Genomic DNA, 24,905 nt, shown 5'->3' with positions numbered 1-24,905 from the left:
AGGCACCCTGCGGCGGCTTGCACCTTCACGCCAGTGGACACCCCGGCAATTCTGGCATGCCTCGCATGTGCGGTATGTCCGCGGGGCATTGATCTTCACGGCCGGAATCTCCTGGTTCCGCAGGACACGTCAACCCGGTGCACGGGCAGGCACCGCAGCCACAGGGGGTCATCAGCATGGCCGCAAGGCCTCTCGTCGCGCGGCAGCCGAACGAACGGTTGCAGGCGCTCATCCAGGAAGCGGGCTGCTCGAACGCCGGGCTGGCCCGCCGGGTCAACATGTGCGGGGCCGAGCACGGACTCGACCTGCGCTACGACAAGACGTCCGTGGCCCGCTGGCTGCGCGGACAGCAGCCGCGCGGGCGCGCCCCGGCGATCATCGCCGAGGCCCTCGGACGCAAACTCGGCCGGACGGTCACGATCGACGAGATCGGCATGGCCAACGGCAAGAACCTCGCCTCGGGCGTGGGTCTCCAGTTCTCGCCGACGGTACTGGGGGCCATCGAGCAGGTGTGTGAGCTGTGGCGCAGCGACGTGGGGCGGCGGGACTTCCTGTCCGGCTCCTCCGTCGCCGCCTCCGCGCTGGTCGAGCCGAGCCGCGACTGGCTGATCTCCTCGCCGGACGCGCAGGTGGCGCGCTCGGCGGGGCCGCGGGTCGGCCTCTCGGACGTGGCCGCGGTGCGGGCCATGACCCAGGCGCTGGTCGACCTGGACCACCAGTACGGCAGCGGGCATGTGCGCCCGGTCGTCGTGCACTACCTCAACAGCGTCGTCTCCGGCCTGCTGGCGGGCTCGTACCGGGAGGCGGTGGGCCGGGAGCTGTTCGCGGCCGTCGCGCGGCTCACCGAACTCGCGGGCTACATGGCCGTCGACACCGGGCAACCGGGCCTCGCCCAGCGCTACTACATCCAGGCGCTGCGCCTGGCCCAGGCCGCGGGCGACCGCGGCTACGGCGGCTATGTGCTGGCCGCGTCCATGAGCCATCTCGCCGCGCAGCTCGGAAACCCGCGCGAGATCGCCCAGTTGGCGCGGGCGGCGCAGGAGGGGGCGCGGGGCGTGGTCACCCCGCGCGCGGAGGCGATGTTCCTCGCGGCGGAGGCGCGCGGGCACGCCCTGCTCGGCGACGCACGGGCCGCGCAGACGGCGAGCGGGCGGGCGATCTCGGCGATGGAGCGCACAGTTCCGGGGTCGGGGGACGACCCGGCGTGGATCGCGCACTTCGACGAGGCATATCTCGCCGACGAGTTGGCGCACTGCCACCGCGACCTGGGACAGGCCGAGGCGGCGGCCCGCTGCGCCGAGCAGTCCCTGGCCGGGCATCCGGAGTCCCGCGCCCGCCGCCGGGCCATCGGCTATGTGCTGCTGGCCACCGCGCAGGTGCAGCAGCGCGAGATCGAACAGGCATGCAGCACGGGGCTGAAGGCCGTGGAGATCCTGGAGACCCTGCGCTCCAACCGCGGCGCCGAGTACCTGGAGGACTTCCAGCAGCGGCTGGAGCCGTACCGGGACGAGGCGGTGGTACGGGAGTTCGGGGCGCGGCTGGATCTGCAGCAGGCGGCCTGAGAGCGTGTAACCGACGTCACAGGAAGGGAGATCGCACTCTGAGCTGCGTGGCACGTGGCTCCGGGGACCCGGTAGCGTGAGCCGACGATTCCGACGGTCCCCCGATAGTAGGAGTCCCGGTGACGCAGAGTGGACAGGGCGAGGAGCCCTCGGCGCGGCAGGCACGCGAGGGTGTCGTGCTGCCCTCCGACGGCGGTGCGCCGCTGCTGCCGGGCGGTCCGGCCGCCGCGCCGCCCGGCGGCCAGGCATGGGGCACGCCGTGGGGGCCCGAGACACAGAACGGCCAGGCGCCCGGCCAGTCCTGGCCCACCCCGCCGGACCAGCAGTGGAACGGCACCCCCGGCCCGTCGGCCCCGTCCGCGGGCCCCCTGCCCCCGGAGAACCCCCAGGGCACCCAGCAGTACGGCGCCCAGAGCGGCTACGGCGGCCAGGGCGCGTACGGCACGAACGGCGGCCAGGGCGCGTACGGCACCCAGAACGGCAGCGGCGGCCACGAGGGCTACGGCGCTCAGGGCCCGGCCGGTGCCGCCGCGCCGCAGGGGGGCCAGGGGGCTTACGGCGGCCAGGGGACACAGGGCGGCCAAGGGGCTTACGGCGGCCAGGGCGCGTACGGCGGCCAGGGCGGTCAGGGCGGCCCCGGTGCGCACGGCGGTTCCGGGACGTACGGCGGTGCGCCGATGCCGCCCGCCGCGGACGAGGCCACCCGTTACATACCGCCGGTGGCGCCCGCGCCCGCCGCGCAGGACAGCGCCACCCAGTACCTGCCGCCCGTGAACCCGGCGGCTGCGGCGCCCGCCGCGCAGGACAACGCGACCCAGTACCTGCCGCCGGTGAACGCCGGTGGCCCCGCGCCCGACGCGCGCGGCGGCGCCACGCCGTACCGGCCGCCCGCGAACCCGGGCGCCCTGCCGCCCGAGATGCCCGCGGCCGGCCATCCCGGCGCCGCGTACGGCTACCCGCCCGCCGGATCGCCGCAGGGCTCGTACGGCTACCCGCCCGCCGGGGCGCCGCAGGGCTCGTACGGCTATCCCCCGGCCGCAGGGCCCGCAGGCGCCCACGGCGGTCCGCGGCCCGAGGCGCCCGCGGAGCGGACGGCCTTCCTCGGCCGCACCCCGAACCCCGGCCCGGCGGCCGCGCACGGGTCCGCGGGGGCGCCGGGCGGGCCCGACGCCGAGGCCACCCAGTACATCCCGCCGGTGTCCGCCGGCGGCGACCGGCAGCCGCCCGCCGAGTTCGCGGGCCTGTTCCGCGACGAGCCGGGCGACGGCGCGGCCGGGGCGACCCAGCAGATGCCGCGCATGCAGGCACCGCAGGGCGGCGGCTACGCCCCGCAGCCCGCGTACGGCCACCCCGGCGGCCCCGCCCACGGCGGCGCCCACCCCGGCGACGGCGGCCGGCGCGGGGGTCACGACGACGGCGGGCGCGGCGGACGCACCGGCTCGCGGGTGCCGCTGATCGCGGCCGTCGGCGTCGGCATCGCCGTGCTCGGCATCGGCGCGGGCGCGCTGATGGGCAGCGGCGGCGGTGACGAGGACGACGCCAAGAACGTCGCCGCCTCGACGCCCGCGACCGAGGCGGAGTCCACCCCGTCCGCCTCGCCCTCGCCGAGCGAGGACCCGGCGAAGGCGCAGGCCGTGGAGCTGGACAAGCTGCTCGCGGACAGCGGCAGCAGCCGCCAGTCGGTGATCAACGCGGTCGGGAACGTCAAGTCGTGCAAGAACCTCGGCCAGGCGGCCAAGGACCTGCGGGACGCGGCCGCGCAGCGCAACGGCCTGGTGACCCGGCTCCAGGGCCTCACCGTGGACCAGCTGCCCGCCAACGGCGAGCTGACCACGGCCCTGACCAACGCCTGGAAGGCGTCCGCGGCGGCCGACAACCACTACGCCGCGTGGGCGGACCAGGTGGCGGGCAACCGGAAGAAGTTCTGCAAGGGCGGCCAGGCCAAGATCACCGGTCCGGCGCAGGCCGGCCACAAGGAGAGCGGCATCGCCACCACGGAGAAGAACAAGGCCGCCGGGCTGTGGAACCCCATCGCCCGCAAGTACACCCTGACCGAGCGGCAGCCGACCCAGCTGTGACCCGCGCGCGGGGCGCGGGCCACGGGCCGGCCGCGGGTCACACGTCCGCGCCCTGAAGCGCCTTGGTCATGTCGACGAAGCCCTCGCGGGCGGCGACCAACCGGCCCTCCCGGACCACCTGGAGGGTCACATCGGTGTTGATCAGGCGGGGGAAGCCGACCGAGGCGAGCCGGTCCTGGAACCGCCAGCGCAGGGTCGGGGTGAGTCCGCCGGTGTCGATCCGCATGCCGTCGTCCAGGGTGCGCCGTACGGTGTCGGCGCTCGCCTCGCCGTCGCCGATCTTCTCCAGGACGGCCTTGAGCACGGTGAAGGCGATCCAGGTGGTCTGCACCCCGGCGTCCGCCGGGTCGATCCGGGTGTCGGTGAACGCCTGCTGCCGGATCACGTTCTTCATGCGGTCCCAGCGCGGGTCGGTCTCCACCGGGTACCAGCCGGCGACGTACGAGCCCTCGTAGGGGCCCGACTTGCCGCCCGAGGCGTCGATGGCGGTCTGGTCGACGCTGCCGAGGACGGTGCCGGTGCGCACCTCGGGGTACTCCTCGCGGGTGCGCCGGAAGGAGTCCATGAAGGTGCCGGTGCGGTCGCCGAGGGCGGGCACCACACAGCCCTTGCGCTCCGGGTCCGCCGTCGCCTCCTCCAGCGCCCGCGTGGTCTGCCCGGAGAACTCGGTGGCGTCCTCCGGCGCGCGTACGTCGTCGGCGGCGGAGTGGCCGCGGGCCTTGAGACCGGCGTTGATCATGACGGGGAGCTCGTCGCCGGCGATGCTGTCGGGCCGTACCAGGGTGACGGGTCCGCACCGGTCCGCCAGCTCCTGGCCGAGCGCCGCGAGCAGGGCGGGCTGGCCGCCGTTGACGGGATAGGACAGCGGCGAGGTGAACTCGTCGTCGGTGAGGCCGTATCCGCCGATGTAGGGGATGCCGGCGCTCTCCAGGATGGGGAAGAAAGAGTTGGCGTGCTGGCTGTAGGAGCCGACGACGGCGACGGCGTTCTCCTTCACCGCCTGCCGGGCGCACTTCGCGGCGGCGACGCTGTCGTTGCGCTCGTTGCACGTCACGACGTGCAGTTCGCGGCCGCCGATGCCGCCGTGGGAGTTGACCCAGCGCGCGTAGGCCCGGGCGAACGCGGGCATTCCGGGTTTGTTGGTCAGATTGGTGTTCTCGGGAGCCCAGGTCATGACGGTGATGCGGTCATCCCCGTCGCCCCCCGTGACGCCGGGGATGATCCCGCATCCGACGGCGAGCGACGCGCCCGCCACCAGGACGGCCGCGCCGCGGACGCCTGCTCGGACGGGCCTGGTGAGGGTGGGGAGGAAGGTGCTGCGGACACGTAGCCTGCCGGTCATGCCTCCGCACGATTCCGTCACATCCCTAACCCTGGAGTGGCCTCCGGGCAACAGCGGGTGACATCGGGGTGAATTGCGGGGGGCCGTTCCGGCAGGTGAGACGTAGAACGTACGATCGATGACCGTGCAAGGTTCGGAGAACACTTCCCGTCGCGGCCGTCGCTCCTCCACCATGGGCGGCATGCCGCTGAACGACATGCCGTGGTGGCGCTGGCGCAGCAACGTGCGCTCCGCGCTGCACATGCTCTCCGACCCGGTCTTCCAGCGCGACGTCTGGCTGGCCGGCGTCGACGGCTACGGGGACGTCACCGACGCCGTGTACCGGCTGGTGGAGGACACCTGGCTGGACAACTGGTCCGCCGAGAAGTACGTCGGGACGATCTTCCGCGACTCGCAGGAGGCCGCGCTCGTGGACTCCGCCGTGCTGCGGGTGCTGCGGATCATGCACCAGATCGGCCCGGACGCGCCCGTCGCCACGTATCTGGAGCACCCCGACTGGCCCGAGGCCGTGCGTGCCGCGCGCGACGCGCATGTGCGGATGGCGGCGAGCGACGGCGAGGACCCGGACGTGCCGCCGCGCACGCTGGAGGTGCTGCGGATCCTGACCCGGTCCGCCTAGCGGGACGATTGCCGTCCGCCGCGCCGGGTATGGGACCCTTTTCTGCATGAACGAGCAGCCCACCCGCACCGCGGCCCCGGCCGAGCAGTACGTCCTCACCCTCTCCTGCCCCGACAAGCAGGGCATCGTGCACGCCGTGTCGAGCTACCTGTTCATGACCGGATGCAACATCGAGGACAGTCAGCAGTTCGGCGACCACGACACGGGTCTGTTCTTCATGCGCGTCCACTTCTCGGCGGAGCCGCCGGTGACGGTGGAGAAGCTGCGGGCCAGCTTCGCGGCGATCGGTGACTCCTTCCACATGGACTGGCAGATCAACCGGGCCGACGAGAAGATGCGGGTCCTGCTGATGGTCAGCAAGTTCGGGCACTGTCTGAACGACCTGCTCTTCCGCGCGCGGATCGGGGCGCTGCCGGTGGAGATCGCGGCGGTGGTGTCCAATCACACCGATTTCGCCGAGCTGGTGGGGTCGTATGACATCCCCTTCCACCACATCCCGGTGACCAAGGACACCAAGGCCGAGGCGGAGGCCCGGCTGCTGGACATCGTCCGGGAGGAGGGGGTCGAGCTGGTCGTCCTCGCCCGGTACATGCAGGTCCTCTCCGACGACCTGTGCAAGCAGCTCAGCGGGCGGATCATCAACATCCACCACTCGTTCCTGCCGAGCTTCAAGGGCGCGAAGCCGTATCACCAGGCGCATGCGCGGGGTGTGAAGCTGATCGGTGCGACCGCGCACTACGTCACCGCCGACCTCGACGAGGGGCCGATCATCGAGCAGGAGGTCGAGCGCGTGTCCCACGACGTCACGCCGGACCAGCTGGTCGCCATCGGGCGCGATGTGGAGTGCCAGGCGCTGGCGCGGGCCGTGAAGTGGCACGCCGAGCGGAGGATTCTGCTCAACGGGCGGCGGACGGTCGTCTTCGCCTAGGCGCCGTCGAGGGCTGTCGGTTCGGGCGACCGCGGGTGGTGTGGGGCTGCTCGCGCAGTTCCCCGCGCCCCTTGAGGCGGGTCCGGTGGACGTGGTCCAGGGGCGCGGGGAACTGCCCGAGAAACCCCGAACGACCCGCAGCCGCCGACGAAACGGCAACCATCCCCTACATCCTGCTCAACGAAGCCGCCGCGTACAGCACCTCTCTGATCGCCTGACGGTCGCCCACCTGCCCCGCGGCCGCCTCCTCCGGCGGCACATGGCCCGCGGCCAGCCGGCAGAACTCGACGTCGTCCAGGGCGACATGAGCCACCTCGTGCGCCGCGGAGCCCACCGCTCCCGGTGAGTCCAGGGGGATCAGCCACTCACCCCCGCCCGTGCCCTCGATCTCCAGGCGGAGCGTCCGGCCGGGCTCACCGGCCGCCACCAGGTGCCGCTCGGGAGGCGGCGCGGCGAGCCCCGCCCGGCGCCGGGCCGCGAGGGCACCCGGCAGGGATCTCACGGCGAGGTCGATCATGCCGTGCAGATGCCGGCCGGAGGGCGGCTCGTACGGGTAGTCCACCGCCTCCGCGATGTCCCCCGCGTGCACCCAGCACTCGAAGGCGCGGTCGATCATCGCGTCGCGCAGCGGCAGCTCGAAGCCGCCGTAGGGCACGGCGAGGCCGCCGGAGGTGCTGCCCGTGAAGGACACGGTCCGCACGAGGGCGTGGCTCTGCTCCCGCCAGGGCGCCCGCACCGTGCGGGTGGGCGGGAAGTGCGCGGCACGCCAGTACGCCTCGGTGCGCTCGGCCGGGCCGCCCGGCTCGGCGGCGTCGCCCAGCGGGTCGGGCAGGCCCAGCGCGAGGGCCACCAGACCGTCGACGGCCATCAGGTGCGCGATGACCCCGGCGACGGTCGTACGGCGGCGCGCGCTCTCCCGTCCCTCGAACCACCTGAGCCGCACCGGCGCGTGCCACTCGGAGTCCCCGAAGTCCTGCAGCAGGGCGTCCAGTCGCGCGGTCTCGGCGTCGTAGGCCGTGGCCCAGGCGGGGACCGGGATGCGCGGCGGGCGCCGCTCCAGGCAGGCCGACAGCACACGGGTGCGCAGGCCCGGGTCCAGGTCGAGGGACTCGGGCCGCTGGAGCAGGCCGACCGCCTCGCGCAGCCGCCGCGCCTCCTCGGCGCACGCGCCGCACGTACCGAGGTGCTCCTCCACCGCCGCCGTCTCCTCCGGCGAACAGGCGGCCAGCGCCCACGCGCCGAGCAGCGCCTTCAGCACCGGGTGCTCCAGCACCAGCGGCACCGCCTCCGGCGGATCCGGCAGCGGCATCCCACTGTCCTCCACGGACGCTCTCGGCAGCGGTATCCGAGGCGACCTGCCGTGTTCGGAACCGTCATCGGCCCCGTCCGGGCCGCCGGGCCCACCGGGAAGCCCCGGTCCACCCGGCCCACCGACCCCGCCGGGCGTACCCGGTCCGCCGGACCCTCCCGCACCGGCGGACCCGCCGGGCCGACCCGGCCCACTCGGCCCGTCCGGCCCGCCCGAGGAACCGCCGGGCGCCCCCGGACGACCGGACCCGCCTGCGCCGCCCGCGCCGCCGGGCCCGACCGGATCGCCGGGCGCGCCCGCGCCGCCGGCGAGGCCCCGGTGCACGTGCGCCCCGAAGTCCTCGTACGACGTCACGGTGCCGTCCTGGCCGCCGTGGGACCGCAACGGGTTCGGCTCGCTCACGCCGCACCTCCGTACCCCGGTGGCGCACCGGGGGAGCCGGCGTCGTGGGCGGTGGACAGGAGCTGGAGGCCGAGGCGGAGCCGGCGGCGGGCCTCGTCCTCGGTGACCCCGAGGTCGGCGGCGGCCTGGCGGTAGTCGCGGCGCTGGAAGTAGGCCAGCTCCAGGGCGGCGCGCAGGGGTGCGGGCATGGACTGGACGATGTAGTCGGCGCGGGCGGCGACGGAGGCGTGGCGGACCTTGCGCTCCAGCTCCTCGGGGGTTCCCGGCGCGCCCCGCTCCAGCGCGGCGGTCTCGGTGGCGCGCAGCCGCTGCACGGCCAGGCGGTGGGTCAGCGTGGCGACCCAGGAGCGCAGCGGGCCCTGCCTGGGGTCGTAGGAGTCGGGGTGTTCCCAGACGTGCGCGAAGACCTCCCGCGTGAGGGAGTCGGCGGCGCGCTCGTCGCCGAGGACGGTGTGGGCGAGGCCGTGCACGAGGGAGGCGAAGCGGTCGTAGAACTCGCCGAGGGCCGCCGCCTCTCCGCGGGCGAGGCGCTGCTGCATCTTGCGGTCCCAGCGGGGCGGTGCGTCCTTCTTCGCCATAGGGCCCCCTCCCCGTGCTCGCGTCCGGTCCGTGACAAGCGTGCGTCCACCGCGTTCTCGAATGTAGTCGGCACGTCTGACAACGCACGCCCCTTTGTGGCAATGTGCGCCCCGCGGCGAACCCCGAGTGATAGTGGACGTTTCGTGCACCTCGTGCCTTCTGTCGCGCCTACCCGTCCCCTGCATGATCAGTCCTGTCGCTGACTCGATCGAACAGGATCGAAGGCGATTGAAACAAGCCTCTTCTGATCGGTTTTCGTTTCCCGCGCCGCGTTTCAGGGAACGGCCGCTGGGCAGCCGCGCTGCAAGGAAGCGTAGTAACTGCTTCCGTTTCCCGGTGGTTCCGGGGCGTTCCGGCGAGCGAAGGGCATGGTGGTGACGTTCAATGTGACCGATGACGAGCGCGGGGACTGGTCCGTGCTCCGGGTGACGGGCGAGCTGGACCTGGTGACCTCGCCGGTGCTGCGCCAGCGGGTGCACGACATGGTGGCCGACGGCCGGCACAGCCTCGTCGTGGACCTCTCCGAGGTCTTCTTCTGCGACTCCAGCGGCGTCGGCGTCCTGATCGCCACCCGCCGTCTGCTGCGCTCCTGCCAGGGCCGGCTGCGGCTGATCCTGCCCGCCGAGGGCGCGCCGGAGGGCTCCCACGTCAACCGCGTCATCGGCGCGCTGGGCGTGCGCCGCCTGTTCGACGTCCACCCCGACCTCGCCTCGGCGGTCGCCCCGGAGGACAGCCCGCTGTCGGCCTGACGACACGCCGTGTGCCACATGGTTGTCCCGGAATTCCCCCGGTCTTGGCACAAGCGACGCTTTCCCGCTCCGCCGGGCCGCGCGGCGTCGTACGCTCCGTGCCGGAAACACCCCGACGTGATGTGAGGCGGCCCGAGAAGACATGGTCAGCAGCGAGTACGAGCGCAGGATCGCGGCCCGGTTCGCCGGCTTCGACCAGAACGGCAACGGCTACATCGACCGCGAGGACTTCAGCGGCGCGGCCAAGGCGCTGCTCGACGAGTTCGGCACACCGGCCCGCTCCGACAAGGGGCAGGCGCTGTACGCGGGCGCGGAGGCGTTCTGGCAGGGCATGGCGGGGATAGCGGACCGCGACGGCGACCAGCGCATCAGCCGTGAGGAGTTCGTGAACGGCGCGGTCAAGCGGCTGCGCGACAACCCCGAACGGTTCGCCGAGATCGCCCGCCCCTTCCTGCACGCCGCCCTGGACGTCGCGGACACCGACGGCGACGGCGCGGCCACGGTCGACGACACCGCGCGCGTGCTCACGCTGCTCGGTGTGGGCGAGGACGTGGCGCGGGCCGCCGCCGCCTCACTGGACACGGACGGCGACGGCAAGGTGGGCGAGGCAGAGCTGGTGCCCGCCTTCGCGCGCTACTTCACCGTGCCCGAGTGAGCCGCGGCAGGGTTCAGGCACCCGAGTAGCGTTCGCGCAGCTTGTACTTGAGGACCTTGCGCAGCGTCTCGCCGCGCGGAAGGGCGTCCACCACCTCCAGCCGCTCCGGCAGCTTGTGCACGGACAGCCCTTCCGCGCGCAGATACGCCGTGACGGCGTCCAGCGTCGGCTCCGGGGCGCCGGGCGCGCGTTCCACCACTGCGCACACCCGCTCCCCGCGTTCGGCGTCCGGCAGCCCGATCACGGCCACGTCCCCGACGGCCGGATGCGCGGCCAGCAGGTCCTCGATCTCCTTGGCGGAGATGTTCTCGCCCTTGCGGATGATGACGTCCTTCAGCCGCCCGGTGAGCACCAGATGGCCGCCGGCGGTCAGCCGCCCGAGGTCGCCGGTGCGCAGGAAGCCCTCCTCGTCGAACGCCTCCGCGGTCTGCGCCGGGTCCAGGTAGCCCCGGCACACCGCCTCCCCGCGCAGCCGCACCTCGCCGTCCACGATCCGTATCTCCATGCCGGCGGGCGGCCGTCCCTCGGTCGTCGCGAGGTTCTCGGCGGTGTCGTCCGGGTCGCCCATGGTGATCATCGGCACCTCGGTCATGCCGTACCCGTGGACCAGTGTGACGCCCATCTCGCGGCGCACCGCGTGGAACAGCTCCGGCGGCTTGGGCGCCCCGCCGCCCGCGAGCAGCCGCAGGGACGGAAGCAGCGGGGTGCCGGGGCGTCTGCGCTGCTCGGCGAGGAACATCGCGTAGAACGCCGTCGACCCGCCCGCGATCGTCACCCCGTGCCTGCGGTACTCCTGCAGCGCGTCCGGCATCGCGAACTGCTCGAACAGCACCGCCGGGAAGCCGTGGAGCAGCAGCATCACCAGGTAGTCGGGGCCGCCGATATGGGCGTACGGAAAGGCGATGGAGCCCACGTCGCCCGGCAGCGGCCGCAGGGCGCGGGCGAGGCAGGAGCCGCCCGCGATCAGCGAACGGTCGGTGTGCAGCACGCCCTTGGGCGCGGAGGTCGTCCCGGAGGTCCAGTAGATCCAGCGCACCGAGGTGCCCTCGGCGGGCGGGGGCGGCAGGACGGCCGGGTCGCCGTCCGGGAGTCCCTCGTACGCCGTGAAGACCCCCTTGGCGCCGAGCCGCCGGGCCATCTCGGTGTGGTCGAAGCCACGCCAGACGCCCGGCACGGCGAAGAACTCCGCGCGGGACTCGCGCAGGGCGAAGCCCACCTCGCGGTCGCGGTGGAAGGGGATGAGCGGTGACTGCACGGCGCCCAGGCGGGCCAGGGCGAGGGAGAGGATCACCGTCTCCGCGCGCGTGGGCAGCTGCCAGGCGACGACCGTGCCGGGGCGCACGCCCATGCCGTACAGGCCGGCCGCCGTGCGCTCGGCACGCGCGCGCAGCGCGCCGAAGGAGAGGGTGCTCGCGCCCTGGAGGAGGACGGGGCGCTCGGGGGTGCGGCGGGCGCGGCGGTCGAGCAGGTCCCACAGGGTGCGGGCGGAACTCAGGGAGTGCGGGGTGTCGTTCACGTCTGGCCCCCTCCTTGGCTGACGGCTCGTCAGCTGACATGCTATCTGACGAACCATCAGATACGTACTCGTCCGGCGGAGGGGACCCATGACGACGGAACTGCCCCGGATCATCAGCGTCGACGACCATGTCATCGAGCCCGCGCACCTCTTCGAGACCTGGCTGCCGGCCCGATACCGCGACCGCGGACCCCAGCCGCTGACCGCCGGCATCGGCGAACTCGCCTACATCGGCGGCAAGTACCAGATCACGATGGACCCCGAGGGCCAGCCCACCGACTGGTGGATCTACGAGGACCTGAAGTTCCCGTACAAGCGCAACATCGCCGCCGTCGGCTTCGACCGCGACGAGATGACCCTGGAGGGCATCACGCGCGCGGAGATGCGGCGCGGCTGCTGGGACCCCCGGGCGCGCCTCGCCGACATGGACCTCAACCATGTGGAGGCGTCCCTCTGCTTCCCGACCTTCCCCCGCTTCTGCGGACAGACCTTCGCCGAGGCCCACGACAAGGAGGTCGCCCTGGCCTGCGTGCGCGCCTACAACGACTGGATGGTCGAGGAGTGGTGCGGCGACAGCGGCGGCCGGCTCATCCCGCTGTGCCTGATCCCGCTGTGGGACGTGCACCTCGCCGTCGCCGAGATCCGGCGCAACGCCGCGCGCGGGGTGCGGGCGGTGACCTTCTCCGAGATCCCCACCCACCTCGGGCTGCCCTCCATCCACTGCGGTTACTGGGACCCCTTCTTCGCGGTGTGCGAGGAGACCGGCACGGTCGTCAACATGCACATCGGGTCCAGCTCGCAGATGCCGGCCGCGTCCCCCGACGCACCGCCCGCCGTCCAGGCGTCACTGTCCTTCAACAACGCCATGGCCTCGATGATGGACTTCCTCTTCAGCGGCGTGCTCGTCCGCTTCCCGCGGCTGCGACTCGCCTACTCGGAGGGCCAGATGGGCTGGGTGCCGTACGCCCTGGAGCGCGCCGACGACGTCTGGGAGGAGCACCGCGCGTGGGGCGGTGTGCGCGATCTGGTCCCGGAGCCCCCGTCGACCTACTACTACCGGCAGATCTACTGCTGCTTCTTCCGCGACAAACACGGAGTGGCGTCACTCGACGCGGTGGGCCGGGACAACGCCACCTTCGAGACCGACTACCCGCACGTCGACTCCACCTTCCCGCACACCAAAGAGGTCGCCCTCGACCATGTCGAGGGCCTCGACGACGAGACCGTGTACAAGCTGATGCGGGGCAACGCCATCCGCATGCTCGGACTGGACCTGGACCGGTAGTGGACCTCGCGTACACGCCCGAGGAGGAGGACTTCCGGGCACGGCTGCGCGCCTGGCTCGCCGAGGTGCTGCCGACCCTGCCGCCGAAGCCGGCGCCGGACGACTGGCCGGGGCGCCGGGCCTACGACCTCGGCTGGCAGCGGATGCTGTACGACGCGGGATACGCGGACGTGCACTGGGGCGGATCGCCGGGCGTCCGGCTGATCTTCCTGGAGGAGACCGAGCGGGCGGGGGCGCCCTATGTGGGGGCCTGCTTCGTCGGGCTGCTGCACGCCGGGCCGACCATCGCCGCCGAGGGCACCGCGGAGCAGCGCGAGCGGTGGCTGCCGCCCATCCTGCGCGGCGAGGAGGTGTGGTGCCAGGGCTTCAGCGAGCCCGGCGCGGGCTCCGACCTCGCCGCACTGCGCACGCGCGCGTGGCGCGACGGCGACCACTATGTGGTGAGCGGCTCGAAGATCTGGACCTCGCACGCCGAAGTCGCCGACTGGTGCGAGCTGTTGGTGCGCACCGACCCGGCCGCGCCCCGGCACCGCGGCATCACCTGGCTCGCCCTGCCGATGGACGCCCCCGGCGTGACCGTACGGCCGCTGCGCACGCTCGCCGGGTCCGAGGAGTTCGCCGAGGTGTTCCTGGACGAGGTGCGGGTGCCCGTCGGCAACCGGGTCGGGGAGGAGAACGACGGCTGGCGCGTGACCATGGTGACCCTGTCCTTCGAGCGCGGCACGGCCTTCGCCGGTGAGGTGGTCGCCTGCCGGCGGGTCCTCGGCGACCTCGCGCGCGAGGCGCGCCGCACCGGCCGCTGGGACGATCCCGCGCTGCGGCGCCGGCTGGGACGGCTCGACGCCCGCTTCCGGGCGCTGTGGCGGCTCACCCAGTGGAACGCCGGCGAGGCGGAGGCCACCGGGGGCGGCGTGCCGGGAGTGGCGGGTTCGGTTTTCAAACTGAGCTATGCGCAGGCGCGTCAGGAGCTCTACGACGCGGCCGCGCAGGTGCTGGGCGTCGGGAGCCTGGACCTGGACCGGCCCTGGGTGCTCGACCGGCTGTCGTCGCTGTCGTACACCATCGCGGCCGGTACCTCGGAGATCCAGCGCACCATCGTGGCCGAGCGGATCCTCGGGCTGCCGAAGGGGAGGTGAGGCGGGTGCGCTTTCGACTCACGGCCGATCAGCGGGCCTTGCGGGAGGGCATGCGGGAGCTGCTGCGGCGCAGGTTCGGCCCGCAGGCGCTGCGGGCGGCCGTCGCGCGCGGCGGTCTCGACCGGGAGCTGTGGCGGGAGTTGGGGACCGCGGGGTTCTTCGCGCTGCGGCTGCCGGAGGCCGACGGCGGGGTCGGGCTGGGGCTGCCCGAGGCGGTGCTGGCGTTCGAGGAGGCCGGGCGGGCCCTGCTGCCGGGGCCGCTGGTCGCCACGCACCGCGCGGCCGGGGTGGTGCCCGGCGCTGCGGACGGCGAGGTGGTCGTCGCGGCCGTCGACGGGCAGCTGGTGGAGTGGCTGACCGAGGCGGACGTCGTACGGGGGGACGCACGGGACGCCGTGGCCCTGCGGTCGGTCGATCCGCTGACGCCGCTGCACCGCGTTCCCGGGCCCGGCGCGCGGGCGGATCCGGTCGCCGTGCTGCTGACCGCCGCCGAGCAGCTGGGGTCGGCCGTGCGCACCTGTGAGCTGGCCGTGCAACACGCCCGGACGCGTGAGCAGTTCGGCAGGCCCATCGGGTCGTTCCAGGCGGTGCAGCACCTGTGCGCCGAGCTGCTGGTGCGGCTGGAGACGGCCCGTGCGGCCGTGTACGCGGCCGCGGTGACCGCCGACCCGGCCGACATCACGGCGGCCCGGCTGCTGGCCGACGAGGCGGCCGTGCGCGGTGCACGCGACTGCCTCCAGGTGCACGGGGGCATGGGCTTCACCTGGGAGTGCGAGGTGCATCTGCATCTCAAGCGCGCCTGGCTGAGGACGCATCGCGCGGGCGGGGGCGCGGAGGGTGAGGAACTGCTCGCGGGCGCGCTGGCGGCCGGGGCGGGGTGACGCGGCACCGGCCTGCGGAAACGGTTCGGCGGAGGGGCGGGATGTCGCGGAACGTGGCGTACCGGAATCACGGAGCGTTGATATCGGGTTGTGTCCTAGGCGTGACTCGTCACGTCCCGGAGTCGGTAGGCCGCTCCGGTACCTTGTGTGGGATGCGAGTGGTTCCGACGACGAGCCATGCCGGAGTCACCCCTGGGGCGGCCCCGGACCCGGCGATGCGCGCCGCTGCTCGCGGGGCGGGAGTGCGAGAAACCACCGCCTGTTCGACTCCTCGCGGCGAGCGTCGCACAGTATGCCGCACACGTACTCCTTCGCGCTGGAATATGCCCGAAGCGCTTGTTGGGATGACAGAGCGTCAACCAAGCTGTTCTGCAAGGAATTCACGTTCCGTGACCCTTGCTCTGGCCGTTGTTCTGGTCATGCAGAAAATGGCTACGATCGTGGCCCTCGTGAGGCGCGAGCCTTTGTGTCCGCCGGTTCGGATGGTGTGAGCGGTGCAGGTGCTTCAAGTGCAGCTGGAGGTGCGGCCCGACCCCGCGGAGGTGGGGCGAGCCCGGAGGTGGGCCCGCGCGCGGCTCGCCGGGGCGGGGGTGGAGGTCGACGAGCCGCTCGCCGAGACGCTCGTCCTGCTGGTCTCCGAACTGGTCACCAACGCCGTGGTGCACACCGGCCGTCCGGCCGTCCTGCGCCTGGCACTGCCGCTCGTCGCCGGTCCGGCCCCGGTGCGGCTGGAGGTCGCCGACTCCAGCGACCGCGCCCCGGTGCCGCGCTGTGCCGACGGTGACGCGACCGGCGGGCGCGGGCTCGCGCTCGTCGACGGGCTCGCCGACCGCTGGGGCTGGACCCCCGACGGAGCGGGCAAGCGCATCTGGTGCGAGCTGGACCGCTGTTCCGAGCCGCGCGCGGCGACCGTCGCCTACGGCGGGAGCGCGACGGCGTACGAGGGGCTGACCTACCAGGCCGTGTGAGCGCCCGCGGCGGCATCGCGGCAAGGGGCGGGGGCACGGTGGCAGCGGCGGCCGTCCGCTCGCCGGCGGCGCGTCGGGATGCGCCCGGACGTGCTCCCGTGCGCTCCGGTCGCAAATAGGGCGTAAGTAATAATTCTCCGTAGAGGTGTTGACGACTCGTGTCCGTTTGATCACGCTTGTGGTCAGCGATTCGCCGCGAGGGGACGACGAGGGTTTCGGTGACGGGAGCCCTCGGCGAGTGTGGGTCGTCATTCGGCGCCGGTTCCCGGACGGGGTGATCCGGGGTGGGGGAGGGGCGCGCCGAAGCGGTCGGCGGCGCGCGATGCCGTGCTCGGGGCGGGCAGTTGCGCGCCGTCGGCCGGGGGTTGGGGAGGGGGATCCCCTAGGGGGTGGGGTGGCCCCCCGGTTCAGAGAACGGCCACCGGGGCCACGGGGGTTCCCGTCGCGCCGGTGAACGGCTCGGGCATCGCCGACAGCAGGAAGGTGGAGCGACCCTCTTCTCCACAGGCTGTGGACAACTCCTCCAGATTCCAGTTCTGGCCCTGGAGCATGCCCATCTCCACCAGATGCAGGGCGTGCACCGGCAGCCACAGGTCCTCGATCTCGGGCGGGAAGATCTCGAACGTCAGGGTGTCGTTCGCGACCGCCGCCACATCGCGCGCGTGGAACCACTCCGGGGTGCGCACCGACAGCCCCGGCGACGGATACGCGTACGCGTGCCGGTCCCCGGCCAGCAGCACCCGCATCTGCCCGGTGCGCACCAGCACCACATCACCGGCACGCACGCGCGTGCCCGCGAACTCCTCGGCGGCCTCCAGGTCCTCCGGCGTGACCGCGTGCCCGCCGTCGAGCCGGTCCACGCCCCGCGCGCGGGCCACGTCCAGCAGCACCCCGCGCGAGACGACGTGCCGCGCCTTGTCGATCCCGGCGAACCCGGCACCGGCGTGCGCGGTGACGGTGGCGCACGGGCGGCCGTTGTAGAGCCGGCCCGAGTGCGAGACATGGCTGAGCGCGTCCCAGTGCGTGCCCGCCTGGAGCCCCATCGTGACCACGTCGTCGCTGCACGCCACCGTTCCCGGGCCGAACAGCTCCTGGTTGACCTGCACCATCGCGTGCAGCGGATCGACCCGCCCCGGTATCGCGCCGGTCTGCACCCCGTCCTGCCGCAACGGCAGCGCCAGCGGGACCCGGCGGCCCGAGCGCACACCGGCCGCGGCCTCGCGCACCACCTCGTCGGTGATCAGGTTCAGGGTGCCGATCTCGTCGTCGGCCCCCCAGCGGCCCCAGTTGTTCACACGCCCCGCGATCTCGTGGAACTCGGCCGGCAGTGCCATCCGTGCCTCCAAGGGGCTTGTCCTGACCCGTCCGTCGCGCCATAAAATCTAACGGACCGTCAGAAACTGCGGGAAGGGGCCGGGCATGGGGAACTTCTTGAGCGGCAAGGCCGTGGCCGTGACCGGCGCCGGACGGGGCATCGGACGCGCGGTCGCCCTGGCGGCCGCCGCCGAGGGGGCACGGGTCGTCGTCAACGACTACGGCGTCGCCGTCGACGGCGCCTCACCGACCAGCGAGGTCGCCGACGCCGTCGTCAAGGAGATCGAGGCGGCCGGCGGGGAGGCCGTCGCGGTGGCCGACGACATCTCCACCATGGCGGGCGGCCGGCGGGTCGTCGAGGCGGCGCTGTCGTCGTACGGGCGGCTCGACGCGGTGGTGTGCGTCGCCGGGATCCTGCGCGAGCGGATGCTGTTCAACATGACCGAGGAGGAGTGGGACCCGGTCGTCGCCACCCATCTCAAGGGCACGTTCACGGTGTTCCGCGCGGCCTCCGCCGTCATGCGCGCCCAGCGGTCCGGCACCTTGATCGGGTTCACCAGCGGCAACCACCAGGGGTCCGTCTCCCAGGCCAACTACAGCGCGGCCAAGGGCGGTGTCATCTCGCTCGTGCGGAGCGCCGCGCTGGGGCTGCACAAGTACGGGGTGACCGCGAACGCGGTGGCACCGGTGGCGCGTACGAGGATGTCGGCGAAGGTGCCGGTCGCGCTCCCGGAGATCGGGGAGCCGCAGGACGTGGCCGCGCTGGTGGTCTATCTGCTGTCGGAGCGGGCGCGGGAGATCACCGGGCAGGTGTACACCGTCGCCGGGCCGAAGATCGCGGTGTGGGCTCAGCCCCGTGAGCTGCGTTCCGTGTACGCCGAGGGTTCCTGGACCCCGGAGCGGATCGCGCAGGTGCTGCCGGGGTCCGTGGGGGTGGATCCGATGCCGTTGCTGGAGCGGCCGAACGCCTAGGCCGTGTCCGCAAAGTCCAGCCTGCCCCGCGACGCCTGGCACGCGCTCTCGCCGCACCGGGAGAAAGCCCAAGTACGTCCAGTACGAGGGCTTCCACCCGGCACGCCGAGAGCACGCACCAGACGCCGCGGGGCCCGCCCTCCGGGCGGACGACGGGACTTTGCGGACACGACCTAGGAGCCCGGAGGGCTCAGTGGAGCGCGGCCGCGGGTCGTCGGGTCGTCCGTCGCCGGTCGCGCAGTTCCCCGCGCCCTGGAGGGCGCGGCGGTCACCGGCGTCATGAGGAGGCGTTCATGGACTTCGGATTCGCGTTGGAGGACGAGGTGTTCCGTGCCGAGGCTCGGGACTGGCTTGCCGCGCATGTCGAAGCCGGGACGCAGCGGCGGGTTTGGGAGCGGGTTCTCGGCAAAGCCGGGTGGATCGGGATCGGGTGGGAGGAGGGCGGGTTCGGAAACCGGACCTGCACGCTCACGCAGCAGGTGGTGTGGGCCGAGGAGTACGCGCGGTCGGGGGCGCCGCCGCGCTCCGGGCACATCGGGGAGAAGCTGCTGGCGCCGACGCTGATCGCACACGGCACACCGGAGCAGAAGGCGCGGTTCCTGCCGCCCGTCGCCGCCGGGGACGAGCTGTGGTGCCAGGGGTACAGCGAGCCGGAGGCGGGGTCCGACCTGGCCGGGGTGCGGACGCGGGCCATGCGGGCGGGGGACGGCACGTACCGGATCAGCGGGCAGAAGATCTGGACGTCCCTCGCCCACGAGGCGGACTGGTGCTTCGTGCTCGCCCGGACCGACCCGGACTCCCGGCGCCATCACGGGCTGAGCCTGCTGCTGGTGCCCATGGACCAGCCCGGACGCATCGAGGTGCGGCCCATCCGGCAGGCCACCGGGACCAGCGACTTCAACGAGGTGTTCTTCGACGGCGCCCACGCGCGCGCGGAGCACGTCGTCGGCGGCGAGGGCGCCGGATGGCGGGTGGCGATGAGCCTGCTCGGCTTCGAACGGGGCGTGTCCACGCTCGCCCAGCAGATCGGGTTCGCCCAGGAGCTGGCACGGGTGGTGCGCACGGCCGTCGAGACGGGCGCCGCCGAGGATCCCGTCGTCCGCGAACGGCTCGTGCGGCAGTGGGCCGACCTGCGTGTCATGCGCTGGCACGCCCTGCGCACGCTCGGCGGTACGGGCGCCGGGGCGGGCGCGCCGAGCGTGGCGAAGCTGCTGTGGGGCGGCTGGCACCAGCGGCTGGGGGAGCTCGCCGTCCTGGTGCGGGGCACGTCCGCGGCGGCCGGACCCGAACCGTGGTCGCCCTCGGCACCGTACGAACTCGACGGCGATCAGCACCTGTTCCTGTTCTCCCGCGCCGACACGATCTACGGCGGCTCGGACCAGATCCAGCGCACGATCATCGCCGAGCGGGTGCTCGGCCTGCCCAGGGAACCGAGGGGAGAGGGACGTGGCCGGGATGCGCGCAGTGGTCTTCGACGGTGAGCGGGCGCGGGTCGTGGACGATCTGGCGGTACGGGATCCAGGGCCCGGCGAGGTGCTGGTGGCCGTGTCGGCGGCCGGGCTGTGCCACAGCGACCTGTCGGTGATCGACGGCACGATCCCGTTCCCGGTGCCCGTGGTGCTCGGGCACGAGGGCGCGGGCGTGGTGGAACGGGTCGGCGAGGGCGTCACCCATGTCGCGCCCGGCGACCCCGTGGCCCTGTCCACGCTCGCCACCTGCGGAGCCTGCGCCCAGTGCGACCGGGGGCGGCCGACGATGTGCCGGCGGGCCATCGGACGTCCGGGGCGGCCCTTCACGCGCGCGGGAGAGGCGTTGTACCAGTTCGCCGCGAACTCGGCGTTCGCCGAGCGGACCGTCGTCAAGGCCGTGCAGGCGGTCCGGCTGCCCGCGGACATCCCCATGCCGTCCGCCGCGCTCATCGGCTGCGCCGTGCTCACCGGGGTCGGGGCCGTGCTGAACCGGGCGCGCGTGGAGGCCGGGGACCGGGTCGTCGTCATCGGCGCGGGCGGCGTCGGCCTCAACGTCCTGCAAGGCGCCCGGCTCGCCGGGGCGGCCCGGATCGTGGCCGTCGACACCGACCCGGACAAGGCCGGGCTCGCCCGGCGGTTCGGGGCGACCGACTTCTTCACCTCCGCCGAGGAGGTGGCCGGCGTCCTGCCCGCCGGCGCGGACCACGTCTTCGAGTGCGTCGGCCGCGCGGAACTGATCCGCCGGGCCGTGGACCTGCTGGACCGGCACGGACAGGCGGTGCTGCTGGGGGTGCCGCCCGCGGGCACCGAGGCGTCCTTCCCCGTCGCGTCCCTCTTCCTCGACAAGTCCGTCCTCGGCTGCCGCTACGGCTCCTCCCGGCCGCAGCGGGACATCGCCCGCTACGCCGACCTCTACCGGGGCGGGCGGCTGATGCTGGACGAGCTCGTCACCCGCACCTATCCGGTGGAGGACTTCGAGAAGGCGGCGCAGGACGCGCGCGCGGGGCGGGTGGCGCGGGCGGTGCTGACGTTCTGAAGGCCGGATCGCGGTGACGACGGGCCTCCGCTTCGGGACCGCTCCCGCCCTGTGCCCCTCAGCGCCCGGCGCTCGCGCGGCCGCCGGTCACCCGGAAGGTGCGGCGGTACGCGGTCGGGGTGACGCCGAGGGCCGACTGGAGGTGCTGGCGCATGGACTGGGCCGTGCCGAAACCGGCGTCGCGTGCGACCTGGTCGACCGACAGATCGGTGGACTCCAGCAGATGCCGGGCCCGCTCGACGCGCTGCTGGGTGAGCCACTGGCCCGGGCTGATGCCGACCTCCTCGCGGAAGCGGCGCGTGAAGGTCCGTACTGACATCGACTCCTGTGCGGCCATGTCCCGCAGCTGGATCGGCTCGTGCAGCCGCCCGAGGGCCCAGGCGCGGGCCGTCGTCGTGGTCGCCTGCTGCGGGTCGGGCACCGGCCGCTGGATGTACTGCGCCTGCCCGCCGTCGCGGTGCGGCGGTACGACCGTACGGCGGGCCACCTCGTTGGCGACGGCCGTGCCGTGGTCGCGCCGCACCATGTGCAGGCACAGGTCGATGCCGGCCGCGACCCCGGCGGAGGTCAGCACATCGCCGTCGTCGATGAACAGCACGTCCGGATCCAGCCGGACCCGCGGGAAGACCCGCCGGAAGTGCTCGGCGTCGGCCCAGTGCGTGGTCGCGGGCCGGCCGTCGAGACGACCGGTGGCGGCCAGCACATAGACGCCGGTGCAGATGGAGGCCAGCCGGGTGCCGGGCCGGATGCGGGCGAGGGCGGCGGACAGCTCCTCGGTCAGCACGCCCTGCTCGTAGACGGGGCCGAGCTCGTAGGAGGCCGGGACGATCACGGTGTCGGCGGTCGCCAGGACCTCCGGGCCGTGCTCGACGTGGATCGCGAAGTCGGCGTCCGTCTCGACGGGGCCCGGCGGCCGCACCGAGCAGGTGATCACCTCGTACAGCGGGCGCCGCCGGGCGTCCCGCGGGCGGCCGAAGATGCGGTGCGGGATGCCCAGTTCGAAGGGCAGCAGACCGTCGAGGGCGAGGACCGCGACGCGGTGCGGGCGGAACTCGGGCTCCGCGCCGGCGACCGCCGGGGGACGGCTCGGGCCGGCGGCGGGCTTCGCGCCCCCGGCGAGCCCCGGTCCGCCGTCGATGCTCGTGTCCCGGTCAAGACTCATGGCCCGATCCTAGCGAATGCTGTCCCTCGGGCCACTCGATGCGCGCGGGCGCGCGCACGAGGCTGGGTGTCGTGACCCAGACAACCGAGACCGCAGCAGAAGCAACCGAGGAACCCACGTCCGCCCGAAGGCGCCCGCGCATCCACCGCGCGTGGTTCGTCGCCGCCGTCACCTTCGTCACGATCATCGGCGCCGCCGCCTTCCGCACCGTGCCCGGACTCTTCATCGACCCGCTGCACGAGGAGTTCGGCTGGTCGCGCGGCACGATCGGCGCCGCCGTCTCCGTCAATCTGGCGCTCTACGGGCTGACCGCCCCGTTCGCCGCCGCGCTGATGGACCGCTTCGGCATCCGCCGCGTGGTCGCCGTCGCGCTGACCGTGATCGCGCTCGGCTCCGGCCTCACGGTGTGGATGACGGCACCCTGGCAGCTGCTGCTGTGCTGGGGACTGCTGGTCGGACTCGGCTCCGGCTCCATGGCGCTGGCCTTCGCGGCGACCGTCACCAACCGCTGGTTCACCGAGCGGCGCGGCCTGGTCACCGGCATCCTCACCGCCGCCTCCGCCTCCGGGCAGCTGATCTTCCTGCCGCTGCTGGCCTGGATCGTGGACCACCACGACTGGCGCCCGGCCGCCGTCACGGTCGCCCTCGCCGCCCTCGCCGTCGTCCCCTTCGTGTGGCTGCTGCTGCGCGACCACCCCGCCGACGTGGGGCTGCGGCCCTACGGCGCGCAGGAGTTCGTACCCAACCCCGCCCCCGTGCCGGGCGCCGCGCGACGCGCGGTCGGCGTGCTGCTCCGGGCGGTGCGCACCGGCCCGTTCTGGCTGCTCGCCGGCTCCTTCGCGATCTGCGGCGCCTCCACCAACGGCCTGATCCAGACCCACTTCGTGCCCGCCGCCCACGACCACCGCATGCCGGTCACCACCGCGGCCTCACTGCTCGCCGTCATCGGCGTGTTCGACGTCATCGGCACGGTGGCCTCCGGCTGGCTCACCGACCGCTTCGAGGCCCGCCGGCTGCTCGCCGTCTACTACGCCCTGCGCGGCATCTCCCTGCTGTTCCTGCCGCTGCTGCTCGCGCCGAACGTGCATCTGCCGATGGTGTTCTTCATCGTCTTCTACGGCCTGGACTGGGTTGCCACCGTCCCGCCGACCCTCGCCCTGTGCCGCGAGCACTACGGCGAGGACAGCGCGATCGTCTTCGGCTGGGTGCTCGCCTCGCACCAGGTCGGCGCGGCGCTCGTCGCCTTCCTCGGGGGCGCCGCCCGCGACGCCTTCGGGTCGTACGACGTCGTCTGGGTCGCCTCGGGCGCGCTGTGCGCGGCGGCGACGCTGATGGTGCTGGTGATCCGGCGCAGGCCGGTGGCGGCACCGGCGGTGGCCTGAGGGCGGGGCGGCCGCGGTCCGGGGCGGTTTCAGTCCCGCAGCCGTGTGAACCGCCCCCGGTGGAAGAGGAGCGGGCCCGTCTCCTCGCCCGTGCCGAGGGCGTCCACCCGGCCCACGACGATGAGGTGGTCGCCGCCGGTGTGGACGGCGTGGATCGTGCAGTCGGCCCACGCCACCACGCCCGCGAGCCGGGGCGCGCCGGAGGCCGGGGCGGCGTCGTGGGCCACGCCCGCGAACTTGTCGCCGCCCGGCACCGCGAAGGCACGGCACAGTTCGCCCTGGCCGGCGCTCAGCACATTGACGCAGAACACGCCCGCGCGGGCGATGCGCGGCCAGGTCGTCGACGTACGGCCGACCATGAAGACGACCAGGGGCGGGTCGAGGGACAGCGAGGAGAAGGACTGGCAGGCGAAGCCCGCGGGGGAGGTCTCGCCGGGTGCGGCCGGTGCCGTGACAACGGCCACGCCGGTCGCGAAGTTCCCCAGCACCCGCCGGAACTCGCCCGGGTCGACGGGGGCGCGCTCGTCGGCGCCCACACAGCGCAGCTCGGGCCGGGGCAGCGCCTCCACGGGCCGGGGCAGCGCCTCCACGGGCCGGGACAGCGCCTCCACGGGCCGGTGCGCGGCACCGCCCGACCGGAGGTGGCGGAGTGCGGCGGCGGCCATTCCTGCGGTTCCCATCACGCTCCCATTGAAACTGACGGTACGTCAGATAGGAAGGGGCGGGAGGGCCCGCGCCCCCGGCGCCCGGTGAGCCGTTCGTCAGCGGCCGGTGAAGTCCGGCGGCCTGCGTCCCAGGAAACCCGCCAGTCCCTCGCGGGCGTCCGAGGTCGTCATGTTGATCTCCTGCGCGGCGGCCTCGGCGGCGAAGGCGGTCGCGCGGTCGGAGTCGAGGGAGGCGTTGACGAGCGCCTTGGTCAGGGCCAGTGCACGGGTGGGGCCCGCGGCGAGCCGGGTGGCCCACTCCTCGGCCGTCGCCGCCAGGTCGGCGTCCGGCACCACCCGGTTGACCAGGCCCAGGCGTTCGGCGTCGGCCGCGGTCAGCGCGTCGCCGAAGAACATCAGCTCCTTCGCCCGCCGCGGTCCGACCAGGCGTGGCAGGAGATAGGCGCCGCCCGCGTCCGGGACCAGCCCGCGCCGGACGAACACCTCGACGAACCGCGCCGATTCGGCGGCCAGCACCAGATCGCAGGCGAGGGCCAGATGGGCGCCGAGGCCGGCGGCGACCCCGTTCACGGCGGCGATCACCGGCTTCTCGCAGTCGAGGACGGCCGCGATCAGCCGCTGGGCGCCCAGCCGCAGCGTGCGGGCCACATCGCCGGGGACGCGCTCGCCGGACGCCGGGGCGGCCCGCAGGTCCGCGCCCGAGCAGAACCCGCGGCCGGCGCCGGTGACCACGACCGCCCGCACGGCCGGGTCGGCGGAGGCGTCCGCCAGCTCCCGGATCAGGTGTTCGCGCAGCTCAGGGGTGATGGCGTTGAGGGTTTCGGGGCGGTTGAGGGTGAGGTGGGAGACCCCGTTGTCAGTGGGGTGCGCTACCAATGACCCAGCGGATTTCTCCG

Annotated in this window: 22 protein-coding genes; 14 read left to right on the top strand and 8 right to left on the bottom strand. The window is 73.6% G+C overall.

All coding sequences use genetic code 11. The annotated features are described in order from the left end of the window. The first annotated feature begins 176 nt into the window (after positions 1-176). Both ACSU6M_RS15050 and ACSU6M_RS15045 read left to right on the top strand, forming a co-directional pair. On the top strand, positions 177-1,562 hold the full coding sequence (locus ACSU6M_RS15050) for a transcriptional regulator (protein ID WP_437070222.1): 1,386 nt from the start codon (positions 177-179) through the stop codon (positions 1,560-1,562). Positions 1,563-1,681: 119 nt separating this feature from the next. Further along, a complete protein-coding gene (locus ACSU6M_RS15045) occupies positions 1,682-3,640 on the top strand; it encodes a hypothetical protein (protein WP_437070221.1) in 1,959 nt (652 codons plus the stop codon). Between the two features lie 37 nt (positions 3,641-3,677). Here ACSU6M_RS15045 and ACSU6M_RS15040 read toward each other — a convergent pair whose 3' ends face one another. After that, positions 3,678-4,982 (bottom strand): ABC transporter substrate-binding protein, encoded by a 1,305-nt coding sequence (locus ACSU6M_RS15040; protein WP_437070220.1) that lies wholly within the window; start codon positions 4,980-4,982, stop codon positions 3,678-3,680. Between the two features lie 118 nt (positions 4,983-5,100). On the opposite strand from ACSU6M_RS15040, the gene ACSU6M_RS15035 reads away from it, so the two are divergent. Together ACSU6M_RS15035 and purU are read left to right on the top strand one after the other, a co-directional pair. Next, positions 5,101-5,601 (top strand): SCO4402 family protein, encoded by a 501-nt coding sequence (locus ACSU6M_RS15035; protein ID WP_437070219.1) that lies wholly within the window; start codon positions 5,101-5,103, stop codon positions 5,599-5,601. A 46-nt stretch (positions 5,602-5,647) separates the two neighbouring features. Further along, complete coding sequence (gene purU, locus ACSU6M_RS15030) at positions 5,648-6,529, top strand: formyltetrahydrofolate deformylase (RefSeq protein ID WP_437070218.1); 882 nt, start codon at positions 5,648-5,650, stop codon at positions 6,527-6,529. Between the two features lie 166 nt (positions 6,530-6,695). On the opposite strand, the gene ACSU6M_RS15025 is transcribed toward purU, so the two are convergent. Next, a complete protein-coding gene (locus ACSU6M_RS15025; RefSeq protein WP_437075156.1) occupies positions 6,696-8,192 on the bottom strand; it encodes a zf-HC2 domain-containing protein in 1,497 nt (498 codons plus the stop codon). A gap of 44 nt (positions 8,193-8,236) precedes the next feature. After that, positions 8,237-8,818 carry a sigma-70 family RNA polymerase sigma factor gene (locus ACSU6M_RS15020; RefSeq protein WP_437070217.1) on the bottom strand — a complete coding sequence of 194 codons (582 nt, stop codon included), beginning with the start codon at positions 8,816-8,818 and terminating at the stop codon, positions 8,237-8,239. 369 nt (positions 8,819-9,187) lie between these two features. Between ACSU6M_RS15020 and ACSU6M_RS15015 the strand changes: the two genes are divergently transcribed. After that, positions 9,188-9,568: an STAS domain-containing protein gene (locus tag ACSU6M_RS15015; RefSeq protein WP_437070216.1), complete on the top strand. Its 381-nt coding sequence runs from the start codon at positions 9,188-9,190 to the stop codon at positions 9,566-9,568. Positions 9,569-9,710: 142 nt separating this feature from the next. Then, positions 9,711-10,223 carry an EF-hand domain-containing protein gene (locus ACSU6M_RS15010; RefSeq protein WP_437070215.1) on the top strand — a complete coding sequence of 171 codons (513 nt, stop codon included), beginning with the start codon at positions 9,711-9,713 and terminating at the stop codon, positions 10,221-10,223. Between the two features lie 13 nt (positions 10,224-10,236). On the opposite strand, the gene ACSU6M_RS15005 is transcribed toward ACSU6M_RS15010, so the two are convergent. Then, on the bottom strand, positions 10,237-11,739 hold the full coding sequence (locus tag ACSU6M_RS15005; protein WP_437070214.1) for a class I adenylate-forming enzyme family protein: 1,503 nt from the start codon (positions 11,737-11,739) through the stop codon (positions 10,237-10,239). A gap of 88 nt (positions 11,740-11,827) precedes the next feature. Here ACSU6M_RS15005 and ACSU6M_RS15000 point away from each other — a divergent pair, with 88 nt between their 5' ends. From ACSU6M_RS15000 to ACSU6M_RS14985, 4 genes are all read left to right on the top strand, one after another. Further along, positions 11,828-13,024 (top strand): amidohydrolase family protein, encoded by a 1,197-nt coding sequence (locus ACSU6M_RS15000; protein WP_437070213.1) that lies wholly within the window; start codon positions 11,828-11,830, stop codon positions 13,022-13,024. Then, complete coding sequence (locus ACSU6M_RS14995; protein WP_437070212.1) at positions 13,024-14,160, top strand: acyl-CoA dehydrogenase family protein; 1,137 nt, start codon at positions 13,024-13,026, stop codon at positions 14,158-14,160. The genes ACSU6M_RS15000 and ACSU6M_RS14995 overlap by 1 nt, the downstream gene beginning before the upstream one ends. A gap of 5 nt (positions 14,161-14,165) precedes the next feature. Further along, positions 14,166-15,041: an acyl-CoA dehydrogenase family protein gene (locus tag ACSU6M_RS14990; protein ID WP_437070211.1), complete on the top strand. Its 876-nt coding sequence runs from the start codon at positions 14,166-14,168 to the stop codon at positions 15,039-15,041. Between the two features lie 509 nt (positions 15,042-15,550). After that, positions 15,551-16,009: an ATP-binding protein gene (locus ACSU6M_RS14985; protein ID WP_437075154.1), complete on the top strand. Its 459-nt coding sequence runs from the start codon at positions 15,551-15,553 to the stop codon at positions 16,007-16,009. 407 nt (positions 16,010-16,416) lie between these two features. On the opposite strand, the gene ACSU6M_RS14980 is transcribed toward ACSU6M_RS14985, so the two are convergent. Further along, positions 16,417-17,343 carry a cyclase family protein gene (locus tag ACSU6M_RS14980; RefSeq protein WP_437070210.1) on the bottom strand — a complete coding sequence of 309 codons (927 nt, stop codon included), beginning with the start codon at positions 17,341-17,343 and terminating at the stop codon, positions 16,417-16,419. 85 nt (positions 17,344-17,428) lie between these two features. Here ACSU6M_RS14980 and ACSU6M_RS14975 point away from each other — a divergent pair, with 85 nt between their 5' ends. The 3 genes from ACSU6M_RS14975 (at position 17,429) to ACSU6M_RS14965 (ending at position 20,800) form a co-directional block, all read left to right on the top strand. Further along, positions 17,429-18,295, top strand: coding sequence for an SDR family oxidoreductase (locus ACSU6M_RS14975; protein ID WP_437070209.1), 867 nt, complete (start codon positions 17,429-17,431; stop codon positions 18,293-18,295). 293 nt (positions 18,296-18,588) lie between these two features. Next, on the top strand, positions 18,589-19,776 hold the full coding sequence (locus ACSU6M_RS14970) for an acyl-CoA dehydrogenase family protein (protein ID WP_437070208.1): 1,188 nt from the start codon (positions 18,589-18,591) through the stop codon (positions 19,774-19,776). Continuing rightward, complete coding sequence (locus ACSU6M_RS14965) at positions 19,751-20,800, top strand: alcohol dehydrogenase catalytic domain-containing protein (RefSeq protein WP_437070207.1); 1,050 nt, start codon at positions 19,751-19,753, stop codon at positions 20,798-20,800. The genes ACSU6M_RS14970 and ACSU6M_RS14965 overlap by 26 nt, the downstream gene beginning before the upstream one ends. 58 nt (positions 20,801-20,858) lie before the next feature. On the opposite strand, the gene ACSU6M_RS14960 is transcribed toward ACSU6M_RS14965, so the two are convergent. Continuing rightward, positions 20,859-21,962: a GlxA family transcriptional regulator gene (locus ACSU6M_RS14960; RefSeq protein ID WP_437070206.1), complete on the bottom strand. Its 1,104-nt coding sequence runs from the start codon at positions 21,960-21,962 to the stop codon at positions 20,859-20,861. A gap of 38 nt (positions 21,963-22,000) precedes the next feature. Here ACSU6M_RS14960 and ACSU6M_RS14955 point away from each other — a divergent pair, with 38 nt between their 5' ends. Beyond that, positions 22,001-23,344 carry an MFS transporter gene (locus tag ACSU6M_RS14955; RefSeq protein ID WP_437070205.1) on the top strand — a complete coding sequence of 448 codons (1,344 nt, stop codon included), beginning with the start codon at positions 22,001-22,003 and terminating at the stop codon, positions 23,342-23,344. A 29-nt stretch (positions 23,345-23,373) separates the two neighbouring features. On the opposite strand, the gene ACSU6M_RS14950 is transcribed toward ACSU6M_RS14955, so the two are convergent. Both ACSU6M_RS14950 and ACSU6M_RS14945 read right to left on the bottom strand, forming a co-directional pair. Next, positions 23,374-24,024, bottom strand: coding sequence for a flavin reductase family protein (locus ACSU6M_RS14950; protein ID WP_437070204.1), 651 nt, complete (start codon positions 24,022-24,024; stop codon positions 23,374-23,376). 81 nt (positions 24,025-24,105) lie between these two features. Beyond that, positions 24,106-24,885 carry an enoyl-CoA hydratase/isomerase family protein gene (locus ACSU6M_RS14945; protein ID WP_437070203.1) on the bottom strand — a complete coding sequence of 260 codons (780 nt, stop codon included), beginning with the start codon at positions 24,883-24,885 and terminating at the stop codon, positions 24,106-24,108. Positions 24,886-24,905: the final 20 nt, after the last annotated feature.

Origin of the sequence: Streptomyces sp. enrichment culture, from assembly GCF_964272895.1 — a bacterium.
Classification (GTDB): Bacteria; Actinomycetota; Actinomycetes; order Streptomycetales; family Streptomycetaceae; genus Streptomyces.
Note: the sequence above shows the minus strand (reverse complement) of the source record. Positions and strands in the feature narration are given on the sequence as shown.